Source organism: Dendronalium sp. ChiSLP03b, assembly GCF_034531165.2.
In the GTDB taxonomy this organism is placed as follows: Bacteria; Cyanobacteriota; Cyanobacteriia; order Cyanobacteriales; family Nostocaceae; genus Dendronalium; species Dendronalium minutum.
Genome location: NZ_JAVRBR020000149.1, coordinates 50,140 through 71,003 on the forward strand (window position 1 = coordinate 50,140; position 20,864 = coordinate 71,003).

Here is a 20,864-nt window from a genome sequence, read left to right on the forward strand (position 1 = left end):
GTCTCCCTTGTCCCTCTCATTCCTCCTGCTCCCTCTATACTTTTGGCTTCTAGAGTGTTAAAGATTGAGGGTTAGTCTCAATTAACTTCGCTAAATCTTGCAAGAATGCCGCAGCATGGGCACCGTAAATAATCCGGTGGTCAGAAGTAATATTCACTTGCATTTGTTGCCGCACGCCAAATAAACCGTCAGATGTTGCTATCACTTGCGGACGGGATGCGCCGATCGCTAAAATTGAGCCTTGTCCAGGTGGCAAAATCGCATCGAATTTGTCTACACCAAACATTCCCAAGTTTGAGACGGTAAAAGTGCCACTGTTGTATTCCTGTGGTTGCAGTTGTTTTGTCCTAGCGCGCTCTACTAAAGATTTCCAAATACGCGAGAGAGAATAAATATCTACTGTATCAGCATTTTGTAACACTGGTGTAATCAATCCGCCATCATCCATCGCCACAGCTACAGAAATGTTGATGTCAGAGTGATAGACAATTCCTTGCTCTGAATAGCTCGCATTTAATAATGGGTGTTTTTGCAATGTCACGGCTACGGCTTTCGCCAGTAGTGCTGTCATTGTCACCCCTTTGGACTTAATTTGCTTGTAAAGTTTGTCTAGTCCATCAGTGGTAATTGTATAACCCACACGGAAAACAGGCACGGACAGGCTAGCTACCATATTCCGTACGACAGCATTTTGGAAAGTAGTTAAGGGTACTACTTGGCCAGGAACAGCACTGGCTGCGGCTGGGATGGGTGCAGGTGCTGTCGGCTGAGATGGTGGCGGTGCAATTGGAGTGATGCTTGGTGCAGGTGTTGTTGGGGCAACAGGTGCGGGGGCAGGTTGCTTACCTTTATTGACGACAGCTTCCACATCCTCAGCAACGATGCGACCATAGGGGCCACTGCCTTTGAGAGCGGTCAAATCAACTTTGAGTTCTTTCGCCAACTTGCGGGCGCGGGGTGAAGCCACAAGCCTTCCTTCCCGGTGGTTAGACCCATTTTGAGATGCTAAGGCAGGTATGCCCACAGAGGCTGTGGCTGCAACTGGTGTGGGAGCAGATACAGGAGTAGCCGCAGCGCCAGCTGAGTTACCCAAAGACTTGGCGGTTTCGATTTCGGCTTCCGTTTCTGCGATGTAAGCGATCGCAGCCCCTACACTTGCTGTGTCACCAGCTTGTACTATGATGTGGGCAAGATATCCTTCATAGAAGGTTTCCACATCCATATCTGCCTTATCTGACTCGACAACCACCACTGTTTCGCCTTTTTCCACTTTGTCACCTGGCGATTTCACCCAGGAGACAATTTTGCCTTCGGTCATGGTGGAGCTAAGCGCCGGCATAAATACTTCGTGAATGCTCATATGGTGGTTTCAGAATCAATGGTTTATGGACTTTAACAGCTTCAGCCAGATCGAATTGTATCTCGGCGGAGCAGTTTTGGGTTTTAGATTTTCTTATTTTAGGTTCAGGACTGGGGAGCAGGGGGAGAACAACAACTGACCCTTGGAACCTCAAGAAGACTTAGGGGTCTATGTATATGGCAGCCATAAATTATTTGTGAACATCGTGTCTCGATTGTTGACTATGTAATAGCCATTTTGAGGTTTCCACAACTCAAATAGAACTGTTTTGGAGTTTATATTTCTTATAACCACTCACCAAGACACAGTAGCAGCTTTTCCAAAGTTTATAATACCAAATTGGAATTCGATGTACTGTTCCACCAAGGAGAGTAACGAACGAAAAACCGCCTGTATAAAGTATTTTTGAAGTTTGTCTTCATTACAAGTTAGCCTCCGGGTTCGGGAGTTTGCCACCCTTCGCACGTGCCAAGACGGCAACTTCCTCACGAATTACTAATTACGAATTAGTATGATATGAGCTTAATGGTTAAACATCAATTTAAAATTCAAAATTGATAATTGTCTGTTTAGTTATGATGTCGGTAAAGTGGAAATTCTTTTTAATTTTAATACTCAGTATCTTTGCCACTGCTGGTGCTGGGGTTTATATTGCCCAGCACCAACAACCTATGACGGTTGCAGAAATTAGCAATAGTCAACAACAGCAATTTTCGGTGGTACAACAGTCTCAGGATATAGTGGGATACCCACAGCGTTCCCACTATAAAACCATACCATTAGAAAGTATTACCTCTGCTCTCCAAGGTAGCGATCCTGCTACCCTTGCCCTGAATGCCTTGGATGGTGAAGCATTAGTAAGAGGAAGGCGAAAGGTAGAGGTAGTTTATCCACAACGAAATCAAGCTTTTGTAACGATTACACAAATCCAGCCAAGTGGCGATTTCGCGAGCGTCATTAAATATCGAGTTGAGATGACAACTTTTGGGCGATCGCTTTTAGTGAGTTCGCCTCCTGTGTGGCAAATTATTTGGGCTGGCTCCCAGACACAATGTCAATCTGGGAGTCGCCCCCATAACAAATTAACTCAAAGCTGTAATTAGTCATTAGTCACAGAGCAACTGACCTTTACGGGTGACGCTCGCAGGCTTGCTAACGCTGCGCTAACACCAGTTACTCATAGGGGAAACCACGGCAGGTGCTTTATGCCGGGTAACCCGTCCACCGCACTGCCTCCCCAAGACCGTACTGGCTGACAACAGACAACTGACAAATTTAGATATCGCCACGAATATCTTCGACAACACCATCGCGCAACAAGACTTCGACCTGCATTTTGCTAATCAAGTTATCACCCCGTTCGACCCGGAAAAAGCCTTCCATTTGGAATTGATTGACTTCTTGATCTAATTCGAGAAACTGCACTTGCTGGAGGTTTTGCAGTAATTGATTTTTTTGCTCTAGCAGTTCACTTTTCTTTTGATTGACTTGGAGTTGGACATTGTCAATTTGTTGGAGGGTCTGAGGCCCTGGTGGTTGTAGACTTTGCTTTTGAATTGCTGCGATCGCTCTTTGTCCTTCAAGGTCCAGTTGTTGCAGTTGCTGGTCTAGTTGATTGATATTAGCTTGCAGTTGCTGTTGCACTTCCTCTTTCCAGAGGGGAGTGACAATAACTTTGACGTTAACAATGCGCTTCAAAAGCAATTGGGGGTTGGAGATATCCATAAAAGTTTCGCGTTCACTCTATAGTTTGCGGTGTGGAATTATCAGGCAAACATGCCGTTAATAATATCGTGATAGCGTTCAGTGACAATGTGTCGCCGAATTTTCAGCGTTTGTGTCATCAGGCCATTTTCGATAGAAAACGGTTCTAGTATAAGTTTGAATGGCCCAATACGGTCATCTGGTCGATAACCTGGACGGTTTTTCACTTCCCGATTCAGTTCTTGCCGAAACAAATCCTGGATCATTTTACTCTCCAGGTCAATTTTTTGACTGGATGAGCTGACATTTTCGTCCTGTATGCTGAATTTTAGGTTCTGGCTTTCTGCCCATTTTTCTAAAGCTTCAAGATTGGGGACAATCAAGGCACCGAGGCTGCGTTGGTCTTGTCCAACCAGCATGATTTGGTCAATGTAGGGCGATCGCAAACAAGCATCCTCAATCGGTTGTGGCTCGATGTTTTCCCCATTACTTAATACAATCGTATCTTTGGCTCTACCAGTCAGTACCAAGTCGTTTTGTGGTGTCACCCAACCCAAATCACCGCTATCAAACCAACCTTCGGGATCGATTGCTTTCGCTGTCGCTTCGGGGTTGTGGTAATAGCCTTGCATAACTTGAGGGCCTTTGAGCAACACTAAGCCTCGTTCGCCAACTGGCAAGGGCTTTCTTGTCTCAGGGTCTACAATTTTAACTTCTGTACCTGGTATTGGTTGCCCGGATGAACCACGAAAATTTCGCCAAGGACGACGCGCATTAGTGACAGGAGAAGTTTCTGTTAAACCATAACCCTGTAGAAGCTCAACACCAACAATTTCAAAAAAGTTATCTATGTGCCTTGGCAGCGCACCGCCACCACTAATCACATACTTGATTTGTCCTCCGGTTGCTTCTCGTACTTTGGCATAAACTAGTCGTTCTCCCAAGGCATGGAGAGGCAACAAGGCAGATGCTGTTATTCTGGCTGCTAATCTTTGGACGACTGAGGAATTCAGATTATCTAAATGCAAGCCTTGGGCAATTCGTCGATTTTGGATATATTTCTCGCTAATACCCAAGAAAAAGTTAATCAGGCGTTGCTTTTTCGCTGGTTGTTCGCGGAACTGCTTTTGCACTCCTTCATGAATCGATTCCCACAGGCGTGGTACCGCTATCATGTAATGAGGTTTAAATTCTTTCAAATCCCGTTTGACAGAGCGCAAGTTAGTATAAATTTGCGTGCAACCTTGAGAAAGTAAAAAATACTCACCGCTGCGTTCATAGCTGTGCCATGTAGGAAGGATGCTAAGGACATTCTCCCCTGGTTCTGGTTGAATTACTGCCCCCAGCGCTTTCACCTGATGCATCAAATTATTGTGAGACAGCATCACACCCTTGGGTTTACCTGTAGTTCCTGAAGTATAAATTAGTGTAGCTAAGGTGTTGGAGTTGTGCTGAATCTTTATAAAAGTATTGTTTGTGCCAATTTCGATTAACTGTGGAAAGTTCAGCACCTTAAGAGTTTCCTCTTTTGGTAGTGCTTCATCCGAAAGTAAGATGACCAATGTCACTGGTAAATCGTCAAGTCGGTCGCGCAATCTATTAAATGTCTTCAAATCTTCGACTACCAGTGCCGTACTACCACTGTTAGCTACGATAAAAAGCAATTCTTCTTTTTCTGCTTGAGAGCTACGTACTGCATCAATTGCCCCAGCAGTCATTATGCCTTGATCTGCAATAAACCACCGAGGACTATTATCAGCTATTAGGGAGATGCGATCGCCTACTTTGACTCCCAATGCTTGCAACCCAGTAGCAAATTGTTGAATTTGCTCCGCTAACTGGGCATAAGTAATCACAACCTCTGGCGTAGTGTGGGGATTGTGCAGGGCAACAATGTTACCAAATCGCTTTGCTGCCAATGGCCAAATCTCTGGTAGAGAGTTCACACTTGTATAATCTACTAAATGCTGTAATGCCTGACTTTCTTGTTTTGTGATATTGGATAAAAAAGAAGATGCAGGTTGGATGTTCGACATAATACATCACCTCAATTTAAAAAATTGACTAAAAAAGGGGTGTAAAAATGTCAGATGTAGGGCAGAAGGCTGGATAACCTTTACATCCACTGCATCCACGCCTCAAATTGATGTGGTTCCCTTACACCCCTGTTTGTTGACTATTTTCCAGCTTATTCTGCTATTGCGCTATAATATTTTGCCTAAATATCTATATCGTCTGCTGTGTCAGTAATTTCGTGAATTTATCAATTGTATTGATAAAAATTTATGTTAATGTTAATTTATATAGACTTAAAGCAATATATTGCTTTGTAATTTGGTTGCAAATTCTGCTTGCAGCTAAAAATAGAGACCACCTATTTTTCTACAGGGGGTGATTACCTATGGGTTTAGTAGATGCTGTGTTCCTGACCCTGATCAATGCTGTTGCCTGTTTGGTGTTGCCCAAGCTTATATCTACTATTTTGGCATCTAAAACCAAACCTGCTAAAACGTTGACAACAAGTTCAACATCACGAAAAGTCAGAATTCCAATTACCAGTTTTCCTTATTGTACGGTTTATGTAATGACAGGCAGCCAATTCTGTAAATTCAGTCCTAGTTTTTGTTCTAGGTGTTCTGTAAATTGATGGACTGTCTGAAAATATTTATCTCTGCGTGGTTCATATCAGAGACTTCCAAATAAAAATATCTCATTGTATGCGTATGGGTAGCAAACAGTTTGCTACTAATTTTTTCAAGCCATTGCCGAGTATTGGGTTTCACTTGTCCACACTAGACTAGCTGCGCCATATTTTACTCACAATAGGCTTTTATCCAGACCATGTGGAGACCGTCGCAAATGGACTCTCCGGAGTCATCCGAGTGTTCAGTAATTGTCAGTTGTCGGTTATCGGTTGTTTACACTCTCCCCTATTCCCTATCTCCTCCTGCTCTACTTCACAAGTTGAAAATCACTTACCCACAGGTAACACCAAACCTTCACAAGCTAGTAATCCGTTGGGAAAGGCAGATTGAAGGTCAACTTGAACCTTGTCTAGAAAATCATCCTCATCATCTGGGTGGTAATGAGAGATAACTAACCGCTGCACGCCTGCACTGTGAGCCAAATTCACCGCAGTTTGCCATTGTAAATCGGCTGAGTCATGGTTGCGAGATGTTGGAGGGATATAAGTAGCATTAGCAATCAGCAAATCGACACCTTGAATAATCTGTAAAATTCGCTCTTGCTCGACTTCATCAGCACTGCTGTGCAAATCTGTGGCATAGGCAACGCTATATTCCTGCCAAGTAACCCGATAACCCACTGACCGCTGAGTTTGATTAATTAATGCTGTTGTAATCGTGACATCATCTAGCTTCACCTCATTACCAGGAATCATATTGTAGAACTGTAAATCAGACTGCATTACTTGCAAAGGGTAAGGAAAGTGCGGTTGGAGCATCTGGTCGTACAAACATTGTTTGATAGAAGCTCCATTTGAGGCAGCTATACCGTAAATGTGGAAGCAATTTTTGGCAATAAATGCAGGGGCAAAAAAGGGAAACCCTTGGATACGATTTGATTGGGAGTTGCTAAAAAATAGATAGGCTTCTAGCGGCTGTTGTATTTGCTGCCAAGATTTACCCAGTATGCGTAAGCCAGTACCTCCATCAAAAATCAAGTGTTTGCCGGCTACATGCATTTCTACACAAGTAGTATTGCCACCATAGCGGTTGGCGTTGCTGGCTGGGGTTGGAATTAAACCCCGTACACCCCAGAATTGCACTAGAAAACTATCCGCTGGACTATTTAGCAGCCTAGTTGGCTTTTCAGTTACGTAGCTCTGGGAACCCGACAGCTCAATATTTGACATTTTCCTTGAAATTAGACCTTACTGAGCAGGTTATCGTAGTACCGCACTTCTAAAAGCCGATTTTTTTCGTCTACCATAACTACTGTGGGAGAGTAACTTTTTAACTCTTCCGAAGTGAACTGCCCGTAAGCCATTATAATCAAGCGATCGCCTATAATGCCTAGACGTGCAGCACCCCCATTTAGTTCAATTACTCCTGAATTGGCTGGAGCGGGAATTGCATAGGTAATAAAGCGCTCCCCATTAGCATTATTTACTACTTGGACTTGCTCGTAAGGCAAGATGCCAGCTTTGTCTAATAAGGTTTCATCGATGCTAATACTACCCACATAGTTGATATTAGCCCCCGTGAGGGTGCAGTTGTGAATTTTTGCCAAAAGGAGAGTGCGCTGCATTTGGTTTAGGGGTAATCAACAATTTTAGAGGAGACGCGTTATGGCGCGTCTCTTCTAAGTTATCCTTTAAAAGCTCTGATGGACTTATCTACTAAGGCCTTGACTTGTTCTACATCCTGCCAACCGAGAATTTCAGTCACTTTTTTTTCTAAATTTTTGTAACTGCGGAAAAATTCGGCAATTTCATCTAAGCGGTGTGGAGCTATGTCTTTGAGAGATTTTATTTGGGCGTAACGCGGATCTTTATCTGGAACAGCAAGAATTTTTTCATCGCGATCGCCACCGTCAATCATCTCTAAAAAGCCTATCGGTCGTGCGGCGATTACACAACCTGGAAAGGTTGGCTCGTCGATAATGACCATACCATCTAGCGGATCTCCATCATCAGCTAAAGTGTTAGGTACAAAGCCATAGTCATATGGATATTTTACCGAAGAATAAAGTACGCGGTCTAAGGAAAAAGCTTGTAGCTCCTTGTCGTACTCGTATTTATTTTTACTCCCGCCTGTAATTTCAACCAGAACGTTGATTATACCTGGTTTCGGTTGGGCAGGAATCCGGGATAAGTCCACAACAAAAATCCTCAGCTAACGGTGAATGGTGGGCGCACCAGTTTGGTTCCCCGTGTAGAATTTTAGGGCCAAGATGGACTCCTTCCCAAAGTATTCATGTGAACAGGTAGTAAAGAGGAGGCAGTCCGGTAAGCGTAGCACTGCGGAGAGAAGTTGCCATAGCGTAGCGTTAGCGAGTCATCGAGCGTCGGAGGGTTTCCCTCCAAGCAAACTTCGGGGAGGGTTTCCCTCCGGAGCCACGGCGTTGGTGAGGGATCCCATGAGGAACTGCCTCACCCGTTCGCTCTTAGCGTTCCTGTAGGGTAGGGAGGTTCTTTCCGTTGTAGCAACTGTCGTTCAAAATGTCCTTTCTCCCGGCTTTTGGCTCCTGACTTCCCTTTTCCTTATTTCTTCACAAGGCTTTTTACTAAATATTTGATAGATTTTTATCTGAAAAACAAGCTTCCCGACTTTTTAGAAAAGTCGGGAAGCTTGTTCTTTAAATTTTCACTGCTTCTAATCAGCCCAATCGGAATCAAGAGGAAAACAAGATAGATTCACGTCATGCCTGATTAACTACCTAAACGAGTGTTACCTCAGCATTTTTCTCCTTTTTGGAGCTAGCCTACTGGTGAAATGTTATTTGCAACTATTGTTTACTTTTCAACTTTTGGCAATGTGTAGGTCAGGGGTTGATGGTTATTCGGAATGTTGTTTGAAGAAAAGTGTCCAATGACGAACACGGGTAGAGTTAGAGTTAGTAGAGCGATCGCGGTTCCCACAATGTCTGCCAAACGATGGGAATACGTCTCGGCATTGGCAGACTGGCTATTTGAATTCATACAAAATTATTGAAATTTGTCAGATGACTTGTAGGTTTACTCTCTAGATGAGAGTCTTGATGATATTCTATCTATTTTTTGACTGTCAACTGTGTTGTAGCCAAGAATATGAACCACTTTGGCAAGTGGTATAGTAGTAATTTTCTACATAATAATCTTGATACAAAGTTACAGTTAAACATTTCTAACTCGATTCAGTGAGTAATATGTTACGATTCCTTGCTGAAATATGGAATCTTTCGGTTAACCATAGGTTAAAGAAATGTTGTTTAAACTACATTTTTCAATCTGGTACAGATTAATTGTTAACCTATATCAGGTCGATCTGCTAGCATTATAACATCTTCAAATAAGCTGGTTAAGCTAGTTTTAACAGTTTAGCTTGTTTCCACTACCTTAGATAGATACCGGAATGTTACTGAAAGAGAGCAGTACATTTTCACGATGTAATAGCAATTATGCTCAAGATATTGGAAACCAATAAGAACTCGGTAGTCATAATTTTCGGAACTATAAATCTAGACCGAATAAATACAGATAGAGCGACACGTTCGACAGTGCTTATTCCGTAATCACACTAAAAAAATACTGCCAAATACAAATAGTAAAATCTGAGTGATATTACTTTATTTTTGTCAATCTATATATAGGTAGAGTATAAATGCTTTGATGATAAATCTAGACATATAGAAGTTGGTCATCAGACATACCTTGTATGAAACCAAGATCTAATTTGTAATTTTCTATCTAAAATTGTATTGCAATAGAAGAAACTTTATGGTCAACATAGAAGACAAAAGCAAAAGTTTGATTGCAAATTAACTCAGCAAAAAACCGCCACTAGAGTAGGGCGGTATGGTTAAGCAATCAGAGGGTACTTACAGCTTAATCTTTTGATTTTGAAGTTGTTGTAGCAGAGTTTGCACTCGTCCCTAACCTGAATAGAAAGCAATTACAGATTGGGGGTTAGATATTAGGAATTAAAGATTAGAAATTGGAAATTAGGAATGAAAACAATTTTTTTCTAGTCCCCAGTGCCCCTAATGCCCAGAGGGACCCCCAGTTTCTGTCTTAACGTTTACCATAAGCACTCATGGGTTCTTTGAGAAAACGAATGTAAAGATGTTTAAACGTAGACTTAATCACGCGGGGCATTGCAAAATCAATTGGCATTAACTTGTCTGGTAATCGCCAATCTTCTATTTTTAATAAGTCAGGAGATAACTGAGGAAACTCAATGGCAGCAAGTTCGGGACAAACACCCAGTCTTTGGGAAGCTGCGACGGTGGGAACTTGATGGGGTGACACATTTAGAATTTCCACCATCGCCCGATCTAAGGCAAATACATCTGATGCTGCTGCCAAAATCCCTAAAGGACGAGGTTCGCCACCACTAGGCCCATTACCTTCATGGCCAATGATGCCATCTAAGATAGTTAAGTTGGGATTAATCGCCCTGGCTGTTTCTACTAACATTTCACCGAATCGGTTGGCATCTTTCCCAGCTTCCATGTGCCACCAAGCTTTCATCTTGCCAGGGACGCAACCAAACAGGTTTTTTACTCCTAAAGTTAACGTTAGCTGGCTATGAGATTTTACTTTAGGCAAATTAATTACTACATCTGCTTCCATTACCTCTTTAGATAACAGCAGATGGTTAAAACTTTCGTTAACAATTTGGTAACGCTTACCGTGAAATTCACTGATGGGGAGATTTAGTTCTTGTAAAACAGGATGATAACCATTTGCTAATGCAACTCCTTTAGCACTACCAAAAGCTGGACTATCTCCCAAAAATGGCTTACCACCAACCTCAATTACCATCTGGGCAACTTCGTAAACCAATTCAACGCGAGTGGTACACTCTTTGGTAGGACGCGAACCTGTGAGTAAATTAGGTTTGAGCAAAACGCGATCGCCTTTTTTGACAAACGCAGCCATACCCCCGAAAGGTTCTAGCAGTGTGACTAAAGATTCTCGTAAAGCCTCTCGTTCGTAGGAAGTAGCCCTGATTAAGCTGACGGATGGTTTTTGATGCATGGATAATAAGTTACAAGTAGTGAAGATAGGACAGAACACAGGGAATAAAGAGAGAGAAATTAACTATTCCCTGTAACCTGTAATCTATTTTCCTACTTTGTTTTAATCCATGTCTTTTGATTCTGCCATGAGGGGTAAGATACCACTCATCTGTTCTAGATTTAACACGCTAGCCAATTGTGCCTCACTCATCAGTCCGCGTTCTAAAACAATCTGCCGTAAAGATTTACCAGTTTCCAGTGATTCTTTAGCAACATTGGCTGCATTCAAATAACCAATGTGGGTATTCAGTGCAGTTACTAAAGCTAAACTGCCTTCAGCGTATGCTAAACAACGTTCTTGGTTGGCTGTAATTCCCTGGATGCAACGTTGCGTAAGTGCAGCGATGGTATTACCGATAATTTCCATACTGTGAATCAAGTTGTAGGCAATCAGCGGCATCATGACATTCAATTCTAATTGTCCTCCTTGAGCAGCAAGAGCGATCGCACTGTCGTAACCCATCACCTGAAAACACACCATCGATGTCATCTCTGCCATCACGGGGTTATACTTCCCTGGCATAATCGAGGAACCCGGTTGTACTGGCGGCAATTGAATTTCCTTTAACCCAGTTTTTGGGCCTGAATCCATCAGTCGTAAGTCGTGGGAAATTTTGACTAAATCCTGGGCTAAGTTGCGTAAAGCCCCAGAAACATTCACAAACGGGGCCATACTTTGCATTGCTGCCATTAAGTGAGGTGCGGGTTCTAAGGGAGTTTCAATCAATTGCGAGAGAACTTCCACTACACGGGCGCGATACAAAGGATGAGTATTCAAACCAGTACCAGCCGCACTACCTCCTAAACCCAGCACCATCAAATCTCCAGAGGCAGTGTAAATCCGGTTTTGGTGTTCTGTCAAAATTTGCGCCCAAGCACGAAAATTCTCACCCAAACGCACGGGTACGGCATCTTGCATGTGAGTTCTGCCGGATCTGACGATATCTTGAAATTCTCCAGCTTTGTTTTCTAAAGCTGCGATCGCTCCTTCCAATGCTGGGTGCAATGTCTTTGAAAGTGCCAATAAGCCACCGATGCGGATTGCTGTAGGAATCACATCATTGGTAGACTGCCCATAGTTAACGTGGTCGTTAGGACTAACGCGCTTGTAGTTACCTTTTTCCTCACCCAAAATTTCTAAAGCCCGATTTGCCAGCACTTCGTTGACATTCATGTGGTGAGAAGTCCCAGCACCAGCTTGATAGACATCGACGACAAATTGATCGCGGAACTTCCCCGCGAGTATTTCATCGGTTGCTTGTACAATTGCCTGACTAATATCTTGGGGAATACAATTCAGTCCGCCATTAACAATTGCTGTAGCTTTTTTAATGATTAAACAAGCATCTACGTAAGTAGGTAAAGGTTGAAGACCGCTAATAGGAAAGTTTTCTGTTGCTCGTAGGGTTTGAATACCGTAATAAACATTACTAGAAATTTGGCGATCGCCCATGGAATCGCGTTCGATACGAAATTGGGAGTTATCTTGTTGAGTCATAGAATTATTTGGGGAATCTCAAGAAACAGATCATCCCACGCTTGGGGAGAGAGTGGGAGATGAGGATGATAGGGAAGATGAGGAAGAAATTCTATGTCACCGCGTCCCCGTGTCACTACGTCACCGCGTCTACTTGTACCCCATGTCCTTTTACTTAAAACCTATGACCATACCCAACTGGATTACTTTCTCTCGCCTTCTGGGTGTACCATTTCTACTTTACGGTTTGTATAACCCGACATCGCAAGCTAGATGGATATGCTTGACAATTTTTCTTGTCGCTGCATTAACTGATTGGTTAGATGGCTATTTAGCACGGAAACTTAATCAAGTTAGTGATTTGGGTAAGTTTCTTGACCCCTTGGTAGATAAATTTTTAGTACTTGCACCGTTAATGGTGTTGATTGAACTAGGCAAAGTTCCAGCTTGGGGAGTGTTTTTGATTTTAGCGCGGGAATTAGCGATCGCAGGTTGGCGGGTAAATCAAACTAAAATCACTGGGGCAAATATTTGGGGCAAACTCAAAACTGTTAGTCAAATAATTGCGATCGCACTTTTAATTGCACCTTTACCAGAAGTTTGGCGAACTCCATCTTTAATTGCTTTTTGGATTTCTGTTGCCTTAACTTTAATATCTGGAGGCATTTATCTTTTGCCACCAAAAGTTAGTACTGCTGAATGAGAGGATCTGCTGTATCGTTCGTGTATAACCCAAACTTTTCCAGATAGTCATGGGAATATATCTGTAGATACGCAAGAAATTTCTAACAGTGCCTAAGAAAATTCGTGAACTAAAAGCAATGCTATTAAAAGCTGGATTCACTTATAGAAGTGGCAAAGGAAGTCACACAGTATGGAGCCATCCTTTGTTAGTTTACGGCCTTACTTTGTCTGGCAAAGACGGAGCAGATGCAGATTTTTACCAGGAAAAAGTTGTTAGAAATGCACTCATAGAACTAAAACAACTGGAGCAAGAAGAAGGCAAAGGAGAAGAAGAATGAAACCACAATATAGTATTCTAATTCAGTGGTCGAAAGAAGATAACAAGTACATTGTTAGCCTCCCTGAGTTTGGCCCTTATGCACATACTCATGGAAATACTTACGCTGATGCTCTCAAGAATGGTGAAGAAGTACTAGAGCTTTTGATTGAAGATTACCAAGCGCAAGGAAAACCATTGCCAGAACCTTTGACTGCCAATGTTTCGTTTCAGTTTGTGTAATTTCTAATTATTAGCAGTTAGAACTAACTTTACTCTTACACTAGCGATCGCTTCAACGAAATCAGAGAATTCTGATATCTACAAGTATGGCGATAAACTCAAGCTAAATCCAGGCAATAGATTTTCACCAGATAATTCTGTGGGAAGGTTTCGCACTTCTACATCTTGCCCTTGGTGATAAATTTCCACTTGCTGCTGTTGGGGATTAATCAACCATCCCAATTGCACCCCTGCATCTATATATTCCCGCATTTTGTCACGCAGCATTTCCAAATCATCTGTTGCTGACCTTAATTCGATTACAAAATCCGGTGCGATAGGAGGAAATTTGCGTCTTTGTTCCGGGGTGAGTGCTTGCCAACGTTCCTTTTGAATCCAAGCTACATCAGGAGAACGATCTGCGCCATTAGGCAACTTAAATACAGTGGAGGAACTAAAAGTAAAACCAAGGTCAGTTTGGCGATTCCAAATTCCTAAATCGATGATTAAGTCAGCTTCTCGATTACCACTTTCGCCTCCAACGGGTGGCATAATAATTAACTCCCCCTTAGCCGTTCGTTCAAACTGAAACTCGCGGTTATTTTGACATAATTGATAGAACTGTTCGTCACTTAGATGAACGGTGTCTAAATTTAATGTCAAAAGAGTCATAACCCTACACCTAGCCGCAATAGCGATGGATACTATATCATTTTACTGCTTTCTTGACAAGAAGATACTGATGTGGTAAATGACTAGAAAACACCTGCCTACCTCTGCGTTCAAGAGCAAAAGGTAAATACTATAAATCGATAAAAATACTGTATTTTTTTGAAAACCCCTTGTCCTTGTAAACAAAGATGTGAAATACTAATTTCACTCAGTTAAATACTGTATTTCTAAAGACTTACCGTAGATTGTTTTCCAATCTATTATCTGTTCAGCAAAGTTAGTTCAGTCATCATCAAACTTGGTGAAGCACCGATCGCAGGGATGTGCAATTTGAGCATCCTCGCAAGTATTACCCCAATTCATAGTTTGTTGTTGCACGGTTGAATGAGTCTGTTTTAGCAAACCCACTTCAGCCTAGCTTTGCCATGCCCATTTGTGGTGTTTATAGCTAATGGAAAGACGAATTTATGACAAATTTCAATGTTGGATCGATGAATCGTCGCAAGTTTCTAGGAACTGCGGCAGCTAGTGCGCTGACAACTGTTGGTAGCTCAACTTTGATTTCCCAAGCAGTTGCAGGCAATAAGTATGCTCCATATAAAACCCCAAACATTCTCTTTATCCTGGCGGATGACTTAGGATGGGGTGATTTGAGTATTTATGGCCGTCCCGACTACCAGACACCAAACCTAGATCGTCTTGCTAGACAGGGAGCGCGATTTACCAATGCCTATGCAGCGCAAACAGTTTGCACGCCCACACGAGTCGGCTTCCTGACTGGTCGCTATCCGGCTCGTCTAGAAGTAGGATTACGAGAACCACTTGGTAACATCAGTCAAGTTGGTAGCACTGTGGGACTACCTCCCTCACATCCCACAGTCGCGTCATTGCTCAAAGCTAGGGGTTATGAAACAGCCTTGGTAGGCAAGTGGCATCTTGGTTATCTGCCCAACTACGGCCCTAACAAAAGTGGTTTTGACAAGTTCTTTGGTCACTTTAGTGGGGGAATCGATTATTTCAGTCATAAAGATGGCAGTGGTGTGCTTGATTTCTATAATGACGAGCAGTTAATTAGTGTCCCTGGCTATACTACTGAACTGTTTACTGAAAAGGCGATCGCATTTATAAAAAAACCCCGGAATCGACCGTTTTACTTGAGCTTGCATTACAACGCTCCTCACTGGCCGTGGGAGGGGCCTGGCGATGAAAGCTTGAGTACAACGCTCTATAGCAACGGTAACTATACAGCAGGAGGCTCGCCTGAAATCTATGCAGCCATGATTAAGAGCCTCGATGATGGAGTTGGTAAAGTCTTGCGAGCATTGGAAGAGACGGGACAGGCTAACAACACTTTAGTGATTTTTGTCAGCGATAACGGTGGCGAACGGTACTCCTTCTTTGGGCCATTTCGGAATCGCAAAGGCAGCTTGAACGAAGGAGGCATTCGTGTCCCCGCAATCATTCGTTGGCCTGGAAAAGTTAAACCCAATCAAGTCAACGACCAGCCAATAATCACAATGGATCTGACTGCAACTATCCTGGCTGCTACCCGTATACCAGCTGCCCCCAAATATCCATTGGATGGCGAGAACTTACTTCCGGCTCTGATTGGAGAGAAACGCCTTGATTCACGCCCATTATTCTGGCGTTATCGTTCGGGAATCAATATTCAAGGTGCTGTCCGTTTGGGTAACTGGAAGTATCTGCAACAAGGTAGTAGTCAAGGTCTAAATCAATATCTATACGATTTAGAAAGTGACCCAGGCGAACAGACCGACCTCAAGGAAAGTCACCCGAAAATTTTCCGGCACTTACAACGGCAGTTCGATCGATGGCAATTTGAAGTGTTGCCAGTAGCACAATTCCCAGCTTGATACTAATTTTCAGAATTGACGTAGAGGGAACATAATTGTCCCCTCTAAACACTACAAGTAAACGGAGCAATGTTGGATGAAGACACACTTATCCAAGAACAACTCAACAAAAAGATTAGTTACTAGATCGGAAAAGTCTAAATTTACAGGTCATCCGGGCAGACCGCCCCACAAGGAAATGGTTTGGATTCCAGGTGGAACTTTTATTATGGGGTCAGACCACCACTATCCAGAGGAAGGGCCATCTCATCAAGTCAAGATAGATGGCTTCTGGATAGATCGATCCCCTGTGACGAACCGCCAGTTTCAGCGATTTGTCAAGGAAACTGGCTACATTACGATGGCCGAACGTTGTCCAATGCCGAAAGATTATCCAGACGCTCTACCAGAATTACTAGTACCTGGCTCTCTAGTATTTCAGCAACCAAATTTTCCAGTTGAACTCAACTCAGTTAATTGGTGGGCTTACGTTCCTGGTGCTAACTGGCGACACCCAGAAGGAGCAGGTAGTTCTATAAAGGGAAAAGAAAATCATCCCGTTGTCCATGTGACTGTTGAGGATGTAGAAGCCTACGCTGTTTGGGCGGGTAAAACTTTACCAACTGAGGCTCAATGGGAATTTGCCGCCCGTGGTGAAATGGAAGGGAAAGCTTACGCGTGGGGAGATGAACTGATGCCAGATGGCAAAATCATGGCAAATTTCTGGCTGGGTGAGTTTCCCTGGCAAAATCTCAAGACTCATCGCCCAAGTACGACCCCAGTAGCTTTATACCCGCCTAATGGTTATGGTCTTTATGACACGATCGGCAATGTTTGGGAATGGACGGCAGATTGGTATCAAGACTATCATCTTGCCGACAAGCCAAAATCGTGCTGCATTCTGGTTAATCCTAGAGGATGCAGTAGGGAGGAAAGTATTGACTCCAGAACATCAGAAGTTCAAATTCCCCGCCGAGTTGTTAAAGGGGGGTCTTTTCTGTGTGCTGCTAACTATTGCCGTCGTTACCGACCAGCTGCTCGTCACCCAGAAATGATTGATACATCAACTTGTCATATTGGTTTTCGTTGTGTTGTGAACGCCTGATACCATTTTGAATTTTAGATTTTATATTGGGAATCGCTTTTTACAGTGAGAAATTTAGAAATATCAGATTCCTATATCGCAGAACCATCAGCTTATTTGTTCCTAGCAAGTACTAACTCTAAACTTTTTTGCCACTCTGGCAGAAGTAAATCAAAAGTATTGAATAATTTTTGATTATTTAATAAAGAATATGCTGGTCTGCTGGCTGCTGTCGGATACCCTTTGGAGCTAATTGCTATTAATTTCTGTAACTTTCGTTGATTGTGTTCGGGATTATATTGAAAGATTGCCTGGGCAAATCCATACCAGCTAGTTTGTCCGCTGGCTGTTAAGTGATAAAGTCCACCTTTGCTAGCTAAAAAACCAGATACATCTTGTTGAGCTTGAAATAAAATTTGGGCTGTAGCTTCAGCGATCGCACGACTCCAAGTAGGTGCGCCAATCTGGTCATTAACAACCTTAATTTCTTCTCGTTCTTGAGCCAGTTTTTGCATAGTTAGTAAAAAGTTTTTACCTCGCAACCCATACACCCAACTGGTACGTAAAATTAAATGTGGTACTCCTACAGAAGCGATCGCTTCTTCACCTGCTAATTTTGTTTTACCGTAGATATTTTGTGGGTTAGGTTTATCTAACTCAGTGTAGGGAGTTGTATTTGTACCATCAAATACATAATCGGTGGAATAGTGAATTATGGCTGTACCCAGCCGCTTTGCTTCTTCGGCTATGACACCTGGGGCAATACCATTAATCGCCATTGCTAATTCTGGTTCTGACTCTGCCTTATCTACCGCTGTGTAAGCAGCTGGATTAACTATCAAATCGGGTTTGATTTCCTGGATAATGTGGCGAATGCTATCTGGTTGAGTTAAATCTATCTGCTTGCGACTGACAGGAATCACCTCACCCAAAGTCATCAGAGTGCGTTGCAATTCCCAACCCACCTGTCCAGTTACACCTGTCAGCAGAATTTTCATGCAAACACCTCTGCATCTCGTAGTAGCTTGGCAACTTTATCTTTAGCAGAGAGGATTGGTTCAGTTTGAATTGGCCAGGCGATCGCTAAATCTGGATCGTTCCACAAAATAGTGCGTTCGTGCTGCGGTGCGTAATAACTTGTAGTTTTGTATAGAACTTCAGCGTACTCCGAAAGCACTAAAAAACCGTGAGCAAAACCTGCTGGTATCCAAAGCTGTTGTTTATTTTCAGAACTCAGGTGTGTACCCACCCATTGTCCAAAAGTCTTGGAACTTTTTCGCAGATCCACAGCTACATCAAATACTGCACCTACTACTACTCTGACTAGTTTTGCTTGAGGTTGCTGAATTTGATAGTGCAAGCCGCGTAACACATTTCTAGCAGAACGGGAATGATTATCTTGGACAAAATGCTCGTTAATCCCGGTCTTTTCTAATAAGACTTTGGCGTTATAACTTTCATAAAAAAAACCGCGATGGTCGCCAAAAATCTGTGGTTCAATCAATAGTATTTCGGGAATTTCTATTTGTATAACCTTCATGACAACACCATGTGAAACTGTAATATTGTTTGTTACAATTTGATGTCTATCCTAAATTGGATACAGGCTTAACTTGTTGATTTAAAAAATTATTATTTAAAAGCGATCGCTCCATTATTCTGTAGAAACGTTTCATAGTTTTGGTCGCTATCTAATATTGTCATCAGGTAACTACCATAGCTACTCTTAGCCATAGTTTCAGCTAACTGACGCAATTGAAATGATTGAATATATCCTTGGTTATAGGCAATTTCTTCAATACAAGCTATCTTTAAACCCTGACGTTCTTCTAAAGTTTGAATAAAATTACTTGCCTGATGCAAAGATTCATGAGTACCAGTATCTAACCAAGCATATCCTCGCCCCAACAGTTCTACTCGCAGCTGCCCTCGGTTTAAATACGCTAGATTCAAATCAGTAATTTCTAGTTCATTGCGAGCTGAAGGTTTGAGACTAGAAGCTATCTCTACTACTTGCGAATCATAAAAATATATTCCCGGAACAACATATTTAGATTTAGGAATTGAGGGTTTTTCTTCTATACTAATTACCCGTCCACTTTTGTCAAATTCAATTACTCCATATCGTTGAGGATTTTTTACCTGATAACCAAATATTAATCCGCCTTCAGTCAGTGTCGCAGCCCGTTCCAGTACTTCTGTCAAACCATGTCCATAAAAGATGTTATCACCCAAAATTAAGCATACTGGCTCATCAGCAATAAAATCTTTGCCCAAGATAAAAGCTTGAGCTAAACCTTCTGGCTGCGGTTGCTCAATATAACTAAACTTTAAACCCCACTGACTACCATCTTTTAAAAGTCTTTCAAAGAGTGGCAGATCGCTAGACGTAGAAATTACTAAAATTTCCCGAATACCTGCTAGCATTAATACAGACAATGGATAATAAATCATTGGCTTATCGTAAACAGGCATCAGTTGTTTACTAATAACATTGGTTAGTGGGTAAAGACGTGTTCCAGAGCCACCAGCTAAAATAATACCTTTCATATTTCACTCCTTTCAAAGCTCCGTTTACTATTAATTTATTTTCAATTTTTTCGGTTATCATAGTTTTGTTTTAACCAGTTTTGGTAAGCTCCCGATCGCACTTGATTTACCCAATCCGAGTTACTGAGATACCACTGAATTGTTTTGAGTAAACCACTATCAAAATTTTCTTGAGGTTGCCAACCCAAATCACGGCTGATTTTACTACAGTCAATAGCATATCTTCGGTCATGACCGGGACGGTCTTTAACAAAAGTAATCAAAGAAGAGTAGCTGAAATCAGATTTAGGAACTAACTCATCTAGGATGGCACAAATTTTTTCTACAACATTCAAGTTAGCTTGTTCGTTGAGTCCACCAATATTATAAGTTTCACCAATTTTGCCCTGTTGTAGAACTAGATTAATAGCCTCACAGTGGTCGATTACATAAAGCCAATCCCGGATATTTTGTCCATCTCCATATATAGGTAAAGGTTTACCATCTAAAGCATTAAGAATAGTCAAAGGAATTAATTTCTCTGGAAACTGGCGCGGCCCGTAGTTGTTAGAACAATTGGTTGTTAAAGTAGGCAATCCATAAGTATGATAGTAGGCTCGCACAAAATGGTCGGATGCTGCTTTCGATGCTGCATAAGGACTATTTGGTGCATAGGCTGTATCTTCTCGGAAAGCTGGATCTTTTGGATTGAGCGAGCCGTATACTTCATCAGTGGACACATGCAAAAAGCGAAATTCCTGTTGTCGTTGTGATGAGAGTTTTTGCCAGTAAAGCCTACTTGCTTCTAGTAGCTGAAATGTTCCCACTACATTAGTCTGGATAAAGTCTTGCGGACTCAATATGGAACGGTCAACATGACTTTCCGCAGCAAAATTGATAATTGCATCTGGCTGATACTGTTCTAATAGGTAGTTGACTAATTCGAGATTGCCAATATCTCCTCGTGCAAAATGATAGCTGAGGTCGTTTTGTAACTGAGCTAAATTGTCTAGGTTACTGGCATAAGTCAGCTTGTCTAAGTTCACTACATTAAACCATTGTTTATCTCTAGCTAAAAGAATAAAATTAGCTCCGATAAATCCTGCCCCCCCAGTGACTAATACTGTTGGCATAATCCCTCAAAAATAATAGTTGATTTATAATTATTTATTAATCGATATTAGTTGTTAATTACTAAAATCTGAAAAGAAAAGGTTTTT

20 protein-coding genes are annotated in these 20,864 nt (G+C 42.1%); 6 read left to right on the forward strand and 14 right to left on the reverse strand.

What is annotated here, in order from left to right:
* Positions 1 to 49: 49 nt before the first annotated feature.
* Entirely contained in the window at positions 50 to 1,360 is a 1,311-nt protein-coding gene (locus RMY31_RS34640; protein ID WP_322659272.1) for a dihydrolipoamide acetyltransferase family protein, read from the reverse strand.
* Positions 1,361 to 1,938: 578 nt separating this feature from the next.
* On the opposite strand from RMY31_RS34640, the gene RMY31_RS34645 reads away from it, so the two are divergent.
* Positions 1,939 to 2,463: a hypothetical protein gene (locus RMY31_RS34645; RefSeq protein WP_322659331.1), complete on the forward strand. Its 525-nt coding sequence runs from the start codon at positions 1,939 to 1,941 to the stop codon at positions 2,461 to 2,463.
* Between the two features lie 172 nt (positions 2,464 to 2,635).
* Here RMY31_RS34645 and RMY31_RS34650 read toward each other — a convergent pair whose 3' ends face one another.
* The 8 genes from RMY31_RS34650 to RMY31_RS34685 form a co-directional block, all read right to left on the reverse strand.
* Positions 2,636 to 3,085 carry a YlqD family protein gene (locus RMY31_RS34650; protein WP_322659273.1) on the reverse strand — a complete coding sequence of 150 codons (450 nt, stop codon included), beginning with the start codon at positions 3,083 to 3,085 and terminating at the stop codon, positions 2,636 to 2,638.
* A gap of 41 nt (positions 3,086 to 3,126) precedes the next feature.
* On the reverse strand, positions 3,127 to 5,100 hold the full coding sequence (locus RMY31_RS34655) for a long-chain fatty acid--CoA ligase (RefSeq protein WP_322659274.1): 1,974 nt from the start codon (positions 5,098 to 5,100) through the stop codon (positions 3,127 to 3,129).
* A gap of 935 nt (positions 5,101 to 6,035) precedes the next feature.
* The gene (locus tag RMY31_RS34660) at positions 6,036 to 6,938 is read right to left on the reverse strand and encodes an MBL fold metallo-hydrolase (protein ID WP_322659275.1); all 903 of its coding nucleotides are present in this window, start codon (positions 6,936 to 6,938) and stop codon (positions 6,036 to 6,038) included.
* Positions 6,939 to 6,949: 11 nt separating this feature from the next.
* Entirely contained in the window at positions 6,950 to 7,333 is a 384-nt protein-coding gene (gene panD, locus RMY31_RS34665) for an aspartate 1-decarboxylase (RefSeq protein WP_322659276.1), read from the reverse strand.
* Positions 7,334 to 7,392: 59 nt separating this feature from the next.
* Positions 7,393 to 7,905, reverse strand: coding sequence for an inorganic diphosphatase (locus tag RMY31_RS34670; protein WP_322659277.1), 513 nt, complete (start codon positions 7,903 to 7,905; stop codon positions 7,393 to 7,395).
* A 635-nt stretch (positions 7,906 to 8,540) separates the two neighbouring features.
* Positions 8,541 to 8,726, reverse strand: a complete 186-nt coding sequence (locus tag RMY31_RS34675) for a hypothetical protein (RefSeq protein WP_322659278.1) — start codon at positions 8,724 to 8,726, stop codon at positions 8,541 to 8,543.
* Positions 8,727 to 9,797: 1,071 nt separating this feature from the next.
* Complete coding sequence (locus RMY31_RS34680) at positions 9,798 to 10,766, reverse strand: DUF362 domain-containing protein (RefSeq protein WP_322659279.1); 969 nt, start codon at positions 10,764 to 10,766, stop codon at positions 9,798 to 9,800.
* A gap of 102 nt (positions 10,767 to 10,868) precedes the next feature.
* Positions 10,869 to 12,305 (reverse strand): aspartate ammonia-lyase, encoded by a 1,437-nt coding sequence (locus tag RMY31_RS34685; protein WP_322659280.1) that lies wholly within the window; start codon positions 12,303 to 12,305, stop codon positions 10,869 to 10,871.
* Between the two features lie 163 nt (positions 12,306 to 12,468).
* On the opposite strand from RMY31_RS34685, the gene pgsA reads away from it, so the two are divergent.
* The 3 genes from pgsA to RMY31_RS34700 all read left to right on the forward strand — a co-directional run bounded on the left by pgsA (position 12,469) and on the right by RMY31_RS34700 (position 13,527).
* Positions 12,469 to 12,987: a CDP-diacylglycerol--glycerol-3-phosphate 3-phosphatidyltransferase gene (gene pgsA / locus RMY31_RS34690; RefSeq protein WP_322659333.1), complete on the forward strand. Its 519-nt coding sequence runs from the start codon at positions 12,469 to 12,471 to the stop codon at positions 12,985 to 12,987.
* 88 nt (positions 12,988 to 13,075) lie between these two features.
* The gene (locus tag RMY31_RS34695; RefSeq protein ID WP_322659281.1) at positions 13,076 to 13,306 is read left to right on the forward strand and encodes a type II toxin-antitoxin system HicA family toxin; all 231 of its coding nucleotides are present in this window, start codon (positions 13,076 to 13,078) and stop codon (positions 13,304 to 13,306) included.
* The gene (locus RMY31_RS34700; RefSeq protein WP_322659282.1) at positions 13,303 to 13,527 is read left to right on the forward strand and encodes a type II toxin-antitoxin system HicB family antitoxin; all 225 of its coding nucleotides are present in this window, start codon (positions 13,303 to 13,305) and stop codon (positions 13,525 to 13,527) included. Before RMY31_RS34695 ends, RMY31_RS34700 begins: the two co-directional genes overlap by 4 nt.
* Before the next feature lie 78 nt (positions 13,528 to 13,605).
* Here RMY31_RS34700 and RMY31_RS34705 read toward each other — a convergent pair whose 3' ends face one another.
* Positions 13,606 to 14,178, reverse strand: coding sequence for a Uma2 family endonuclease (locus RMY31_RS34705; RefSeq protein WP_322659283.1), 573 nt, complete (start codon positions 14,176 to 14,178; stop codon positions 13,606 to 13,608).
* Between the two features lie 467 nt (positions 14,179 to 14,645).
* Between RMY31_RS34705 and RMY31_RS34710 the strand changes: the two genes are divergently transcribed.
* Together RMY31_RS34710 and RMY31_RS34715 are read left to right on the forward strand one after the other, a co-directional pair.
* Positions 14,646 to 16,052, forward strand: a complete 1,407-nt coding sequence (locus tag RMY31_RS34710) for a sulfatase (RefSeq protein ID WP_322659284.1) — start codon at positions 14,646 to 14,648, stop codon at positions 16,050 to 16,052.
* 76 nt (positions 16,053 to 16,128) lie between these two features.
* On the forward strand, positions 16,129 to 17,136 hold the full coding sequence (locus RMY31_RS34715; RefSeq protein ID WP_322659285.1) for a formylglycine-generating enzyme family protein: 1,008 nt from the start codon (positions 16,129 to 16,131) through the stop codon (positions 17,134 to 17,136).
* 92 nt (positions 17,137 to 17,228) lie between these two features.
* On the opposite strand, the gene rfbD is transcribed toward RMY31_RS34715, so the two are convergent.
* From rfbD to rfbB, 4 genes are all read right to left on the reverse strand, one after another.
* Positions 17,229 to 18,113, reverse strand: coding sequence for a dTDP-4-dehydrorhamnose reductase (rfbD, locus tag RMY31_RS34720; protein WP_322659286.1), 885 nt, complete (start codon positions 18,111 to 18,113; stop codon positions 17,229 to 17,231).
* A complete protein-coding gene (gene rfbC / locus RMY31_RS34725; RefSeq protein ID WP_322659287.1) occupies positions 18,110 to 18,655 on the reverse strand; it encodes a dTDP-4-dehydrorhamnose 3,5-epimerase in 546 nt (181 codons plus the stop codon). Before rfbC ends, rfbD begins: the two co-directional genes overlap by 4 nt.
* A 92-nt stretch (positions 18,656 to 18,747) precedes the next feature.
* A complete protein-coding gene (gene rfbA, locus RMY31_RS34730; protein ID WP_322659289.1) occupies positions 18,748 to 19,665 on the reverse strand; it encodes a glucose-1-phosphate thymidylyltransferase RfbA in 918 nt (305 codons plus the stop codon).
* Positions 19,666 to 19,706: 41 nt separating this feature from the next.
* The gene (rfbB, locus tag RMY31_RS34735; RefSeq protein WP_322659291.1) at positions 19,707 to 20,777 is read right to left on the reverse strand and encodes a dTDP-glucose 4,6-dehydratase; all 1,071 of its coding nucleotides are present in this window, start codon (positions 20,775 to 20,777) and stop codon (positions 19,707 to 19,709) included.
* Positions 20,778 to 20,864 lie beyond the last annotated feature (87 nt).

Coding starts and splice junctions, on each gene's coding strand:
- RMY31_RS34680 (WP_322659279.1), bottom strand. CDS start 10,766: ATGCATCAAAAACCATCCGTCAGCTTAATCAGGGCTACTTCCTACGAA.
- RMY31_RS34705 (WP_322659283.1), bottom strand. CDS start 14,178: ATGACTCTTTTGACATTAAATTTAGACACCGTTCATCTAAGTGACGAA.
- RMY31_RS34645 (WP_322659331.1), top strand. CDS start 1,939: ATGTCGGTAAAGTGGAAATTCTTTTTAATTTTAATACTCAGTATCTTT.
- RMY31_RS34640 (WP_322659272.1), bottom strand. CDS start 1,360: ATGAGCATTCACGAAGTATTTATGCCGGCGCTTAGCTCCACCATGACC.
- RMY31_RS34650 (WP_322659273.1), bottom strand. CDS start 3,085: ATGGATATCTCCAACCCCCAATTGCTTTTGAAGCGCATTGTTAACGTC.
- RMY31_RS34660 (WP_322659275.1), bottom strand. CDS start 6,938: ATGTCAAATATTGAGCTGTCGGGTTCCCAGAGCTACGTAACTGAAAAG.
- RMY31_RS34710 (WP_322659284.1), top strand. CDS start 14,646: ATGACAAATTTCAATGTTGGATCGATGAATCGTCGCAAGTTTCTAGGA.
- rfbC (WP_322659287.1), bottom strand. CDS start 18,655: ATGAAGGTTATACAAATAGAAATTCCCGAAATACTATTGATTGAACCA.
- RMY31_RS34675 (WP_322659278.1), bottom strand. CDS start 8,726: ATGAATTCAAATAGCCAGTCTGCCAATGCCGAGACGTATTCCCATCGT.
- panD (WP_322659276.1), bottom strand. CDS start 7,333: ATGCAGCGCACTCTCCTTTTGGCAAAAATTCACAACTGCACCCTCACG.
- rfbA (WP_322659289.1), bottom strand. CDS start 19,665: ATGAAAGGTATTATTTTAGCTGGTGGCTCTGGAACACGTCTTTACCCA.
- pgsA (WP_322659333.1), top strand. CDS start 12,469: ATGACCATACCCAACTGGATTACTTTCTCTCGCCTTCTGGGTGTACCA.
- RMY31_RS34655 (WP_322659274.1), bottom strand. CDS start 5,100: ATGTCGAACATCCAACCTGCATCTTCTTTTTTATCCAATATCACAAAA.
- RMY31_RS34700 (WP_322659282.1), top strand. CDS start 13,303: ATGAAACCACAATATAGTATTCTAATTCAGTGGTCGAAAGAAGATAAC.
- RMY31_RS34715 (WP_322659285.1), top strand. CDS start 16,129: ATGAAGACACACTTATCCAAGAACAACTCAACAAAAAGATTAGTTACT.
- rfbB (WP_322659291.1), bottom strand. CDS start 20,777: ATGCCAACAGTATTAGTCACTGGGGGGGCAGGATTTATCGGAGCTAAT.
- RMY31_RS34685 (WP_322659280.1), bottom strand. CDS start 12,305: ATGACTCAACAAGATAACTCCCAATTTCGTATCGAACGCGATTCCATG.
- rfbD (WP_322659286.1), bottom strand. CDS start 18,113: ATGAAAATTCTGCTGACAGGTGTAACTGGACAGGTGGGTTGGGAATTG.